Raw genomic sequence first — 12,887 nt, 5'->3', positions numbered from 1 at the left:
CGGTGAATATTATAGGGGGTAAAATGACGATACATCGTCCGACATGGTATAAGCTTCGCACCCAAGACAACTTATCATCATTTCCTTGCCCATCATGTGAAATGGGAAAAGTCCGTCTGGCAGAAAAAAAACTAGCTATAGTAGAACCTCAGTACTCAATAAATAGTCATGGTGAATATGGTCCTGAACCTTATTCCATAACACAACGATGGGCCGCAGAGTTGAAATGCGACGAGGCTCATTGCGGAGAGATAGTTTATTTAACTGGTGACAGTGAAACTGTAGAGGAGGAAGAATTTCACGAAGAGTATGGTATAAGTTTTAATTACATAGAAGCTTTGAGAATACGGACTGTCTTTCCGCCTTTGCCAATATTTAAGATATCCAATTCCGTACCCAAACGAGTAAAGGATCAACTCTTATTAGCTTTTCAAATTTACTGGACCGACACATCTGCTTGTGTCGCTCGATTACGAACGGCTATTGAAGCAATGCTTGATGAACAAAGCGTTGTTACCAAAGGAATTGATAAAAATCAAAAACCATACCGTTTAAATCTCTCTCAACGTATTGATGCGTTCACACAAGGTTTAGATTTAAAGACAGAACTACAAGGTCTGCGAAATATCGGTAATCTAGGTACTCACGGTAATGATAATGTCGAAGATGATGATTTGTTTGATGCCTTTGACGTTCTTGAGCATGTATTAAATGGCGTATACAATAAAAAATTAATACTTAACAAGGCAAGCAAACTATCTGCTAAAAAATCCAAATAATTTTTGAAATACCATCACAGTTGAAATATATAAAATTTAACTGCGATGGTATTTAATCGTCTTAATGCACAGTCTCCTCATCCGCCATAATCTTCTCAAATTCCTCATCTGACATCAGCTTTTCGTATATCGGATACAGCAATTTCAAAAGCCTAGCTCTTGTCTGATCTTCGGCATTTTCTGTATCGATATCCTCAACATCTTCACCAAAAGATGCAGCAACGCGCTTGCGCGATGTGAAACCGTTTTTTACCGCTTCTGAGAACGCTTTAATTTCATGAAGAGGATGAATATGACCACGAGCAGGAGCCATCCACTCGATCTCGAACAAATCATCCAGCTCCTGGTTTTCTGGCACCGACCATAGTCCATGAAGCACGGCATAAGATAGGAACCTCCGCCAAACTGGCTTGCAAAATTGATTTACGAACAAGTGATATTGAATGCTCTCAATAAATCTCTGGGCTTCGAGCATGACAGCGCGGTATGTCCTGTCATTGAGCTTTTCGAAGTTCATCGTAATGTGTTCGACGGCTAATCCCATCGCTACTGCAAGACCGCTCAAATGCTCACGCCTGAAGACGCCATAATTGGCATCTGACTGCGTTTGAGGAGCGAATTCAACATCGTAATCGTCAGGTACAATTGCAAAAGTTCCGCGTTCTACCGGAACAAAATCTTCGCCGTCTTCGTCTTTTTGGGTTTCCAGTTCTTCCTTCGGCTCATCACTGGAAAGTCTCGGCTTCTTGAAAACACCAGCGAAACCTGCTTGCGTGAGCTGCTTCTCAACCTGAGCTTCATCACTAGTACGAATGCGTTCCGTGATATTGAGCGCGCTGGCACCCCACGGATAGCCTCTGCTGTCAGACAAGCGCTCTGGCATGTAAATATGCAATACATCTTCAGCAGAAACACGCTTTGGAATGAGCGATTGCTGACCAGTTCCCTGCCAATCCTTAGGATGAAAATCATAGAGCCAGTAGCCTGAAGGGCGCTCGATTACGTCCCTTTCCACACCACTTACGATCCAATTTCCATTTGGTGCTTGCTGCGTATAATCGAGCGGTAGATGATCAGCTTCCAGCATCTGAAGCTGGAAATTGACACCGCTTCGCATATCGCCATCTCGTCTTTCACGAAAACGAACTAGGGCTTCTCCGTCGCGAGGTATGACAAAACCCGCAACATACTGAAGTCCGTAGAAGTCCATTCGACCACGAACGTCAGCTTCTTTCTGCCATCTATTCCAGAGCTTTAGAAGGGCCTTATCTTTGACGACTGGCTTGATGCCGTAGTGAACGACATTATTTGCTACCTGCCTGCATGCCTGACGATAAAAGCTGTCATTGGCATACATCCAACGGCTTCGACGCCTGACTTTCTCAATGTCGGAATTGTAACCGTTAGGGCCGACGTCAACGGATTGTTCAATAGTTTTCGAGTTGCTTGCTGCTTCGAAGAAGTGTTTGGCACTCTTAAAAATGTTGGAAAAAATAGACGACCGAACGCTGCGTGCATGTGTGCCGATGCGTCTTGATTTAGGTGTTGACGAGCGGGCTTCTGCTTGCTGAGCCATGACTTAGTACCCCCTTTTTACCACGAAGGGGATCAGTTTGACTGCTGGCTTTCGACGCTTTCCGTCGAGGTCATCAAGTCGTGCATAAAGAGCAGACAGGAGCTTTTCGGCGTTCTCAAAATTCGTGTAAGAAAGGGAACCGCCAGCTGGGTATGAGATAGATTGAGCGCCGGACGCCAAACCTTCTTCAAGTGCAAGGATCGCATCCGTGCATTGTTCACGCGACCAAAATCTGAAGAGCCTCATTCGGACACCTCATCGATTTTGTAAGTGCCATCTGCATCAAACGAGATGACAAATGAGATGTCACGAGGCATCTCGATGACTAAAGCATCATCATTTTTAGACATATCAAATGGCTCAAAATTCCCATCTGATTTCATAATAAAGTTGCCTACTTCTTTAAATTCACTCATCCAAAATCTCCCAATTACCAACGTCTCGCGGTCGAACCCACAACTCGGCCGCCCTGTTTTTTCTTCCGCTTGGCTACAGACTTTGGAACCTCCTTCGGCACCTCTTCTCTGTTCTCCTCGGCACCATGCCGATGCGGCTTTTCAGTTTTTTGTTCGCTTTTTGTTCTCAATTGAGAACTTGCGGGAACATCAGCTGGCGCTTCATCCAGTAACTCGCCTGTTTCGGGATCGTGCGGAGGTAGCGCATCTTCTATACCGAGCTTACGTGCTGCAAGATTCAAGTCACGGTATGCAAGGGCGGATGCCTGCAAGCCGCAAAGGGCGGCGTAGGCATAGACAAGACAGTCCCATTCTTCGCCAGTGTTTGTCGACTTCTTACGCTCCCAGTGGCGTCCACCTTTCTTTTTGTCTATCTTCATTTTTTCAGCCGTGAGACCGTCAAAATAAGAGTCTGGCGTATCCGCTGGAAAGGTCGCAGCACCGGGACCTCGTATAAGGATCATGCGGCCGACAGCATCTTTGGCAAGCTGTGTGTCGAGCATATACCAACTCGAACCATTGCGCGTAGAACGGCTGACTTTACGGGGCCAAACTGACGAAGATCGCGTGCCCTTGGCGTTATTATTTCCCTTTACCGCCCATACCCGTTTTGTCGAACGTGCCTTGGCAAAGGCCTTTGTTTGGTCCCCGTAGCTACCGCCGAGATCGATGGCAGACGCCGCAATCTTCATCGTGGTGCCGTCTGCCTTTGTGAATTTACGGTTGATGATCTCATCAAGTTCGGCGTCGGCATCCGCATCACCTGGTTCTCCAACAATCACTTTATGCATTATCAAGCGAGGCATACGCTTTTTATTCCAGCCAAATACGGACACTTCACGTGACGCGATACTTTCGTGATTGCCTCCCTTTAATCCCTCTTTATTTGTCTGGGTGTCGCCTCCTAACGTCAGTACGACAACGTCATCAGGTACCTCCGCACGATATGGAATACGCAGGCTTTTTAGGCTGTCGGTATCGATACTTTCGCCACCGAGATCGTCCCACGGTTCTGCGAGTACGTTGTTTATGAAGCGTTTTAGAAGTTCTGTGTCGCCCTGAGCATCCAACCATTGTTGCGCGAGAATTGACCATCTCGCTTTTGGAGCCGAAGAGTGCCATGCAGGCCAATGATAACCGCGATGGCCAGGACGGTTCGGGATCGCAGTCGGAACGAATTCCCCAGCCTCGACTATGTCCTCCTTATGATGCTCGTCTATGCGGCAGCCTTCAGCTTCACACTGGTACCAAGACTCCGTGACGTGTCCGTGCTCATTGGTTTTCCATCTGAAGCCGTAGTCGGTTTTGTCAGTTCCCCACTTCAGATACTGGCTGGCTCCACAATGTGGACAGGCAACATGCAGACGTCGCTGATCAGATAAGAGCCATTCGCGCCAAACAAGCGATGTGTCGCGGGATAGAGGTGTGCTACCCACCCACAGCTTGCTGTCAATGAAAGCCGTGCCACGATCTCGATAGAGAGCCAGTTTATCAGCTTGAGATTTCTCACCTTTTGATTGCCATGCATCTGCATCAACTTCGTCAGCCATTTGCCACTGCGCGCTTATTCGGCGGAAAGCGTCATCAGAAGCAGCACCACGAAAATAGAGCTGCGCACCATTGTTAAAACGATGTTCGTCCCAGGTGTCCTGTACCTCGCCCCTTGATGGAGAGCGGCGAATTCCTGATAAAACGTCAGCAAAATGAGGTTCTATCTGGTCTTTATAGTAGCCCTTGGCGTCGTCATCTGTGGGCTGGGTCAAGATGGCTTTCAGCGCAAGGTAGCTGATGCCATAGAACAGCATTGCCTTCAGGAATGATGACCATCCTACCTGCACGCCTTTCAAAACCGTGATCTGGTCGACGTCTGGGTCGAGTGCGTCGAGCGCAACGGGTCGCTGGAAACCGTTCAACTTCATGTTTCCAGGCCTAAAAGTAGCCTGTTTCGGTAACTCGATGCTATCGTAAATCCATTCCACTGGATCTTTGAACGGCGGTATTTGCAGGACGTCATTGCGCAAGCTGTCGAGCGCATCATCAAAACTGATGGCACCTTCTGATAAATCCAGCTGTTCAAAAAGGGATTCATCGAGCATGAAAATCACCCCTCAGACTGCTGGAAATCCCGATCTACACGAAGAGCTTTCAGTGCTGAACGCACTTGCTCGTCAGCTATTTCGCGCACCTTCTGCGCGACTTTTGTCTCTACGCGACCAGAAATGGCATCAGGTAAAGATATCAGACGGCTACGAATTTCCGAGTAATCTGCAGAAATGCGGTCGACAACGTGAGACACACGTACGACGGTTTTTACCGCTTCAGCTGCTTCCAACTCTGTGATGATCGCTGCAGCAACAGCGCGACGTCGCTTCGCTTCATCTTCAGATGTCTTGCCGTCGAGACCAGTCGTACCAAGCTTTTCAGCAGCCGCATCAGCTGCACGTTTTTCAAGCCAGCGCACGACTTCGGCAGTGTCGAAACTCCAAGCCTTGCCGAGATCACGGTCTGCTTTCTCAACAAAGGGAAGCCCAAACTTCAGCCAGCTTGAAACTGTATTTCGATCTCGTTCGAGAAAATCAGCAAGTTCCTTCAAAGACACCAGCCTGTTTTTTGCAGCAGCGCGTCGTGAAGATGAGATGTTACGTTCTGTCTGGTCTGTGCTGATTAGTACCGACTGTTTGTCACATAAATTCAGCACATCGTCGCCGGATTTCTTTCTCGCCATATACGCTCCAAAGTTCAGTAAAGCCACTGAAAATATTGAACTTCTCGGCGCTGCAAGATTCTAGTTCAGATTTAAAATTGCGGAGGGGTGCTGATGATGAATGCCTAAAAAAAATTTTGGAAAGAGCGACACTATGCGGTCGCCAATTACCCGCATTCCACCTTGAAAGCTCAGGGTCCCATCGACGTTTTTTTGATAGACCATCTATCCGAAGGCTGTCCTGAGTTCATCCAGTGATGCGATTTTGTATTCTATCTCTCTACCAAAACTATTTCTTCTCGGATCTCTGAGAACATAGATCATACGGTCTTCAAAATTATTTCTATATTTGTCTGAAAAACACGGAGGATAGTCTTGCCTCAAGATGTAAACATTTTGGTCTTCAGTTTTGAAAATGTTGTCGCCTGAAGATTTGATTATTGGTGAACTCACAATATGTATTGGGTATTCGTGATCTCCGCCAACTAATCCAACAATGCGATAATTGCCGTCAACATTGATAATTAGCCATTCGATGATATTAATATCTTCATTAAATATATTCATATTTGCTTCCTCGTCGTTTTACACATATCTTGCAGTGTAAAACTGTCGGCCGCAATTAATAACGACGTATATTAGCAGATCGGAAGAATATTTCTTACTCTACACATTCTGGATTTTAGTTGTCGTGGCCAATTATTAGCGTTGTTCTTGGAAAGCCCGGCGTCACATTCCAAAGAATTTTTACTTATTCAAGCGTTTAATAACAGCTTCTAATAAAGCTTTTGAGTGTGAAGCTATTTGCTTGCTATAAGTAGAAGCATGATCATTCACCTGATTGACTTTATCGCCATTAACAAATGATATTAAAGGAACTTGCTTATTCGGATCTCGTATTAGAACCAAACAGTTTTTCGGCGAAATAGGCATCCATACTTCTGCACTCATACTGGACAAGCCGTTTGATCCTCCGTTTCCAATACGATAACAACAAAGGCTGGACAAAATAAACGAGGACTTGCCTTCCGTTCTAACCCACCTAATATTATAATTCTTTAGAACATCGTCAACTAAAGTCATGGGTAGTGTTTTAGCTTTAGCAATGATGTCTTTACCAATAAGATCCGTTAGATTGGAGTCCTTCAACATATTATTTAGATTTCTTATAACTTCATCTGACGCACTTTTAGATAAATCATTTATAGCCTCTAAAACTGTATTCCTCCCTACATCACTGTAACTTTCACAATTTCCGAACTCTGGTGTACGCTTCAACATCTCTATCACCAAAATTTTCAATTTATTCGAAGTGTCTGCAGTAATCACTGGAATACGGTTTTTAGTTAACTCTTCATTTAAGTAAGGAATTATTTTGCTCAAATTTTCATCGATAGGACCGTAATATTCCCTCTCAAGTATATCCGATTTCTTTCCCTCGACATTAATTGTATACAAATCTTTCTTTTTAAAAGTTGTTTTTATATTTCTGATAACGGGATCGCCATACAAGCCGCCCTCACCTCTCTCGGAGAAGAAAACTTGCGTTCCCATCCCGTCAACGGTAAATGACTTTTGAAATGTCTTAGGTAAATAATGGTGTTGCTTACTGCGACTATCGCCTGACATGTAATCTCGCTATTCAACAGATAAACACTGACCACGAATCAATGTTTTAACTTACAACGAACACCGCCGTCACTTACCTTTAAAATATGCGAAATTACACATGAAATGCGCAAGGGGTAGCTGTGCACCCTATTGATTGAAAGCCTACGATCAAGAAATGGGCTGGTATAAGGTAGGAAGACGCCATTGAGAAAATAGCCAAGGATTGATACTTTCTTCACTCAGGAACTCTGTGAGGGGCTATGTGTAAGAAGACCGTGATTTGGGCAATCGCTTTTTCATTCGTTTCAACTTCCGCATTTGCCGATTGGCAATATACAAAATGGGGAATGACTACTGAAGAAGTTATCACAGCTTCTGGGAACAAAGCATCAAAACCAAAAAAGCCAAATACCATCAAAGATGGTCATATAGTTAATTTGCTTTCCGCACCATACAATACAGAACGTTTTAAATTTAAAGCAGATTTTTGGTTCGGTAAAAAAAGTCGCCAACTCGAAATGGTAAAACTTGATCTTATTGATTTAGATCAGTGTCCTTCTCTTATTGGCGAACTGAAAAGCATATACGGTACGGGTGAATTTAAGAAGTTAAGTTTCGGTGATTCATATAAATGGCGGGACCAGGAAAATAAAAACAATATATACTTAATGGATGTCCCTAACGGGTTCTGTAGCTTAGATTATCAATCTGTAGTTAAGCCAGGTTCGAAGGGATTGTAATGTATCAAGTTTTGATTTCCTTCTTCGTGATTTTCGCCTCTTCTTTTGCGTCTGCACAAACTCCTTATGGTTCTTGTTCAGAACCCGCGCAATATTATCAAGAGCGTTACGAAAAAAATGGCCAGGTTAAAGACATGGTTTGTATGCAGAAAGCTTTGGAGCGCGACCTGACTGATACGAGCAGCTACTCCTGTCCGCACTCAGCACAGTATTATCAGACCCAGTACGAGCAACATGGTCGCTCAGGTGATCTTATATGCATGCAAAAGGCGCTCGAAGAAGAGCTTCAGTGAAAAAATCGCCGGATGCAAAGCCTGTAGATGTCACAGGCAGACGCCGCTGGCACAATCACTTCTTCTCGAAGTTCACACCTGCGGCTTCTTGCAATTCCGCATTCGTAAAGAGATTGTAGCCTTCTTCGGCCGCCTGACGATGCAAATTTGCCCAGTAATTGTTGCGATCCGCGTCGTTTTCAAACTGGTCGTGCCATTCGCCCCATTCGTAAATTTCATATTCAGCTTCATGTTGTTTTACGTAAGCATCATCCTTGTAAAGCATTTCAAGACACGTGCTTCTGGCCTCCGGCATGCAATCATACATGCTCTTCATTTTGCCAGTTAGCCGCGCTTGAGGAAGGTCATCAGGTGCGATTTTCGCCTTGTTAATGCCGATTTTAGCTGCATTCAGAAATACAAGCTTCTTGGCATGTTCGCCGCAATTCATCTTAGTATATACGTTGGGTGCAATTACGCGTTCTTGCTCGGTGTCAGGTTTGCTAAATCTCTCGACATCAATTCCACCTGAGTACCATGCGCTCTGAGTTAACGCGGCTAAAACGATGTATCTATCTTCATCTTGATCATCCGAAATGGTTTCATATGAGACCGATAAACGGTCATCCTCTTTCTTTTTCTCGTCACGGTACTGTTCGAGCTTTGGAAAGAGCATGTAACAAGTCGATACACCATCCGAACATGTTCGCTCTGGAGATACGCGCCAAGTCAGCGATCCTTTATCCCATCTCTCCAGATACAGCTTACTTTCCCATTCGAAGCCTTTAGTGCCATACAGATAAAAGTCGGCCTTCTGTTTATCTTGAGCATGCCAAGCAGGTTGTCGCGCTGGACACTGAAAATCGGCATAAGAAGCGGAAATTGATGCAAAGAGAGCGGCAGCGCTCAAAGCGATTATACGCATGTGAAATCCCCCTAATCACTGCATAATAGCAAAGCTAGAAGGGATTTCTATCTACACTTTCAGTCTATTAGCCGGAGAGGCCAACGCCAGCTCGACTTCTAAGGCATCAGCCAGTCCGACATCATCAATATCCAAGCCGTAGTGCGCGCAATATCCCTTCAGAAAGCCATTCCTGAGATGTCCCAGCGGTACTGTTGATCCTTCCATCAAGCGATATTCACGGCCCGACGAAGTCGTGGCTAGCCAATTTCTGGCGTCCATCTCCGCTATCGGCGAAGAAATTCTTGGGCCACCGTCAGCGCGGTTCAGCGGTTCACCGACCAGGTGATAACTGCCCGCGATTTTCAGGATGTGCCATAGCGTGAGTTCTACGTACGGCTGGGTTTCGACGGTTGGGATCATTGCGACACCTTATTCCAAATCCTCCAATAATCATGGAGGGTAGAGCCGCCGGCGGCAAATAAGAAACGGGGCAGTCGAAAACCACCCCGTTTTGAAATCTTATGCAGCTTCTCGGATTTCATTCAGCCTGTCCGTTGCATATGCTTCCGCATAGCGCTGCAGACATCTCAGCGCCGCCGCTTCCGCTTCAAATTTTGCGTCGTCCAGTTGCGGTGCTACACCTTTGATAACCAGTTGATTTTCTTCAAGAATTCGCCAATGCGTTTTGAAGAAGTGCCGTCTCGCTGTCAGTTCAAAGATAACTGCGCCCTTATGCTTGATGCGATAGTGCTGCGCGAGCGCGTCAAGAGGATCAGCTCGCCAATCCTTGATCAAACAGTCGTATAAAAAATCAGCGATCTCCTGTTCTTTCACATGCTCATCTGAAGCATTTTCTTGCCAGAGCTGATGCAAAATATGTTTCGAAAACTCGACGGCATCGCGCTTTGCTGATGTGACATCTGGTGTCATGCCGTCACCGAGTTCATTCCCCGCGATCAGATCAGATACAACATAGTAGCCGCCGCCATCGCCGCTGTTTGAAACGGTCAGGATAAGGGTATCGAAGCGGCCAACTTTCACTACAGACTTGAATCCATGGACACTGTTATCAGTACTCCACTCCCCAAAGTCGACATGCTCGGAAATGAAGGTCGTCAAATTAGTATCAAACATCTCGTAAGCTCCTTTTGCTGAGAGGGAACAACAGGGCTTCGAAATGTCCTTTTCTCTTCGCTCTTGTTGATCTTGACTCGACGTCTAGAGATCCATCCGACCATCGTCAAAGGCGCATACGGATTATCCCTTTCGGACTATGACCGACGTTTCCTCATCTGACGGTTCAGCTCTGCACCAAACGCGGCCGACGTCGCTTTCACGCGCATGGCTTTCGCGATTTGAGCTTGGTACTGATAGCGCGGCTTATATCGAGCCTGATCGGCAACACTCAGTAATGGTTTGATCTGCTCAGTCGCACGAACGCTGATGACGCCAGGAAGACGCTTTCGTGCAGCTTTCGAGCGCTTCGGACGCTGCCAGTAACCTTTTACGCCGCCAACCTCGCCAAAGAATATACCTGGACGATTTCGAGTGGCTCGAAACCAGGCCAGAGAGCTTGTGTCTTGCCCCTGTGCCCGTGCGGCCTCTCGCTGAGCACGGAGCGACGCCCGTTTCCATTTCTCCTCGCGGTTCTGCTTCGACAGCTGCTTCGGGTAGCCCCACCTGATGTTGCCTGCGCGGTTCCTCTTTTCTCCGAAAACCATGAGGTCGAACGGGCCGGAACCGACATCGCCTGTTTTTCGGACACCACCCTCTATCTGGAAACGCAGATATGCCGCTTGTGCTGGCTGAACCCGCACTTCGGCAAACATGCCCTGAAGACCCGCTGCTGGCTTCGCTTTCTCAACCACAAACCCGCGCTCAGTGAACGGAACATGGCCGTCAAAGGCTTTCTTCACGTGAGATTTCAGCTCCTTCTGAGCCGCGAATGCGATACCGTTGAGCCAGCTAGCGGCGGCTTTCGGCAGAACTTCGCGTTGGATGTGCGAGAGAGATTTCTGAAAAGCGCGTTCGTCAATTTGTAAATCAAGCCTCATCGCACCTCACAAACGGAAAACGGCCGCGGATCCTGAAACCGCAGCCGTCTCTTCCCAGAAAACATCAACTTGGCGAAAGGATAACTCCAAATGTCGATGACATTTATGATGATGTGAGCGGCTGATGTAAGTTTCAAGAGCATTTTTATTCATTCAATGAAAAACCAGTATGGATTTCGAGAAAACGAACGCGCTCTTCCAAATAATTCATGTCGCTTCGCATCTTTTTTACAGATGCCAGTAAATCAAATCTGTTGTCTGTCGCAGAAATAAAATTCAGGTCCGATTGTATTGACCCAGTACTATACCCGAAAATCAGATTGAACAGATCTTTGCTCAGGTCACTAGTTAGAAACTCAACGACTTCCGGTCGCCCCCAGAGACAGCGGAACAAATTGTTGTAGCTGTTTTCAGCGTGGACTTCCGCATTTGTTGCCGATCCAAACAATATCCCGAAAAGACCACCGGCAGATTTCAAAACCTCAAGTCGAGATTCTATTTCTGTCCATGTGTTACTTCCGAAAAGAAAATGGATCAGTGCCTCGCCGTTCGCGAAATAATCAACGTAGCTGTCTGTTGTAAGATTACTCTGTCCAAAAACCGCTTCGGAAAGAGAATAGGCGTTTTCAGAAAATTTCCCGGCATGTGAATAGCCAAAAACTTGTCTATAAAACGGCTTCTCGGAAACAGATTGATAGATAGTAGGATTGTATTGATACTCTCCGTAGAGAGACGTCGAAAGACTCGGATTTCCAGCTACTTCAAAAAAATATGTATTTTTCGACCAGTCCGCACCTGTGCCAGACGTAGCAGAGCCAGCAACCGTCATCTTCGCGAGGCGGCCAGTTAACCCGGCATCCGGCTCTTCTGGGTCGGGTACTTCAAAGTCATCGAATTTCTGCTCCAAATTGTTGAGCCTGAGCGCCAAGCTCGCTTGGCTTGCTGACTTCTGCATGCGTGATCTCCTGCTGAGAGATCAGCGTCTGCCTCACCTCCGCAAGATTCTATCCAAAAATGAAAAACCGCCCGCAGTAGTTGGGCGGTGTCTCTACGAGGATTTGCCAGTTTTCGATTCTGAAATGTGGAGTAATGGGGGGAATACGATTCTAATAGTGCGACTTCAAACGCTTATCGAACGCGCCTGCATCGATGAAATCTGCGATCTCTGGGCGTATATCACGCGACATCCGACGTCGAAGAACGCGAGCACTCTGCTCACGTGAAAAGCCGTCTGCTTCGAGAAGAGCCAGGGCACCACGAACGAGCGCGATAACTGACGGCTTAAAGCCTTCGAGCTTCTCATCCGAAACGACCGACGAGAAAGCGACCATAGCGTTAGCTAGCGCTACGTCTACGCGGTCTGCTTCAGGTTCACGCCTTTCCTGCAGACGCTGCCTGTAACGCGCCTGACGCTCAGCTTTGGCTTGCCCCGAGGGCGTTAGATTAGTTGGACGTGGCATCATCATCTCCTTTCCGTCTCTACGAGATGAAATGATGCGGCCGTGCCTTGCATACGACCAACTTAGTGCAAATCCGCCGACCGTCTCTACGAGAGGCTTATACCGCGTAGCTTCAAACGGTCTATCCAAGCCGCAGGTCTGAAGAAAAGAAGTGCAACAAGTCCTCGTGCGAAGCACCCTCGCGAAGCGACCAGACCATCCAAAAAACAAAACCCTTTTGGAAGCCGATTTTTCTCTATTTAGAATCGTGCATTTCCAATGTTGACACTTTTGCTGTTTGACGCAGACAGGGTCTACGTCCGTCAACATTCTTTTTATGACAAGAATCC

15 protein-coding genes are annotated in these 12,887 nt (G+C 46.5%); 3 read left to right on the top strand and 12 right to left on the bottom strand.

What is annotated here, in order from left to right; translation table 11 throughout:
• Window positions 1-23: 23 nt before the first annotated feature.
• Entirely contained in the window at window positions 24-779 is a 756-nt protein-coding gene (locus tag AAIB41_RS02530) for a DUF4145 domain-containing protein (protein WP_343314040.1), read from the top strand.
• Window positions 780-840: 61 nt separating this feature from the next.
• On the opposite strand, the gene AAIB41_RS02525 is transcribed toward AAIB41_RS02530, so the two are convergent.
• The 6 genes from AAIB41_RS02525 to AAIB41_RS02500 all read right to left on the bottom strand — a co-directional run bounded on the left by AAIB41_RS02525 (window position 841) and on the right by AAIB41_RS02500 (window position 7,143).
• Window positions 841-2,355, bottom strand: coding sequence for a phage portal protein (locus AAIB41_RS02525; protein ID WP_343314039.1), 1,515 nt, complete (start codon window positions 2,353-2,355; stop codon window positions 841-843).
• A 242-nt stretch (window positions 2,356-2,597) separates the two neighbouring features.
• Complete coding sequence (locus AAIB41_RS02520; RefSeq protein WP_343314038.1) at window positions 2,598-2,771, bottom strand: hypothetical protein; 174 nt, start codon at window positions 2,769-2,771, stop codon at window positions 2,598-2,600.
• 14 nt (window positions 2,772-2,785) lie between these two features.
• Window positions 2,786-4,906: a terminase gpA endonuclease subunit gene (locus AAIB41_RS02515; protein ID WP_343314037.1), complete on the bottom strand. Its 2,121-nt coding sequence runs from the start codon at window positions 4,904-4,906 to the stop codon at window positions 2,786-2,788.
• 5 nt (window positions 4,907-4,911) lie between these two features.
• Window positions 4,912-5,535: a terminase small subunit gene (locus AAIB41_RS02510; protein ID WP_343314036.1), complete on the bottom strand. Its 624-nt coding sequence runs from the start codon at window positions 5,533-5,535 to the stop codon at window positions 4,912-4,914.
• A gap of 204 nt (window positions 5,536-5,739) precedes the next feature.
• Window positions 5,740-6,081, bottom strand: a complete 342-nt coding sequence (locus tag AAIB41_RS02505) for a hypothetical protein (protein WP_343314035.1) — start codon at window positions 6,079-6,081, stop codon at window positions 5,740-5,742.
• A 180-nt stretch (window positions 6,082-6,261) separates the two neighbouring features.
• Window positions 6,262-7,143 (bottom strand): DUF4238 domain-containing protein, encoded by an 882-nt coding sequence (locus tag AAIB41_RS02500; protein WP_343314034.1) that lies wholly within the window; start codon window positions 7,141-7,143, stop codon window positions 6,262-6,264.
• Between the two features lie 242 nt (window positions 7,144-7,385).
• On the opposite strand from AAIB41_RS02500, the gene AAIB41_RS02495 reads away from it, so the two are divergent.
• On the top strand, window positions 7,386-7,865 hold the full coding sequence (locus AAIB41_RS02495; RefSeq protein ID WP_343314033.1) for a hypothetical protein: 480 nt from the start codon (window positions 7,386-7,388) through the stop codon (window positions 7,863-7,865).
• A complete protein-coding gene (locus AAIB41_RS02490; RefSeq protein WP_343314032.1) occupies window positions 7,865-8,158 on the top strand; it encodes a hypothetical protein in 294 nt (97 codons plus the stop codon). The genes AAIB41_RS02495 and AAIB41_RS02490 overlap by 1 nt, the downstream gene beginning before the upstream one ends.
• Window positions 8,159-8,213: 55 nt before the next feature.
• Here the strand turns inward: AAIB41_RS02490 and AAIB41_RS02485 are convergent, their stop codons facing one another.
• The 6 genes from AAIB41_RS02485 to AAIB41_RS02460 form a co-directional block, all read right to left on the bottom strand.
• On the bottom strand, window positions 8,214-9,062 hold the full coding sequence (locus tag AAIB41_RS02485; RefSeq protein WP_343314031.1) for a hypothetical protein: 849 nt from the start codon (window positions 9,060-9,062) through the stop codon (window positions 8,214-8,216).
• Window positions 9,063-9,113: 51 nt separating this feature from the next.
• Entirely contained in the window at window positions 9,114-9,464 is a 351-nt protein-coding gene (locus AAIB41_RS02480; protein ID WP_343314030.1) for a hypothetical protein, read from the bottom strand.
• Between the two features lie 99 nt (window positions 9,465-9,563).
• On the bottom strand, window positions 9,564-10,178 hold the full coding sequence (locus tag AAIB41_RS02475) for a hypothetical protein (protein WP_343314029.1): 615 nt from the start codon (window positions 10,176-10,178) through the stop codon (window positions 9,564-9,566).
• A 137-nt stretch (window positions 10,179-10,315) separates the two neighbouring features.
• Window positions 10,316-11,098 (bottom strand): hypothetical protein, encoded by a 783-nt coding sequence (locus AAIB41_RS02470; RefSeq protein ID WP_343314028.1) that lies wholly within the window; start codon window positions 11,096-11,098, stop codon window positions 10,316-10,318.
• A 145-nt stretch (window positions 11,099-11,243) separates the two neighbouring features.
• Entirely contained in the window at window positions 11,244-12,053 is an 810-nt protein-coding gene (locus tag AAIB41_RS02465; protein WP_343314027.1) for a hypothetical protein, read from the bottom strand.
• Window positions 12,054-12,204: 151 nt separating this feature from the next.
• Entirely contained in the window at window positions 12,205-12,558 is a 354-nt protein-coding gene (locus AAIB41_RS02460) for a hypothetical protein (protein ID WP_343314026.1), read from the bottom strand.
• Window positions 12,559-12,887: the final 329 nt, after the last annotated feature.

It is taken from the genome of Brucella sp. BE17 (genome assembly GCF_039545455.1).
GTDB lineage: Bacteria > Pseudomonadota > Alphaproteobacteria > Rhizobiales > Rhizobiaceae > Brucella.
This window is presented reverse-complemented; position numbering and strand designations above follow the sequence as displayed.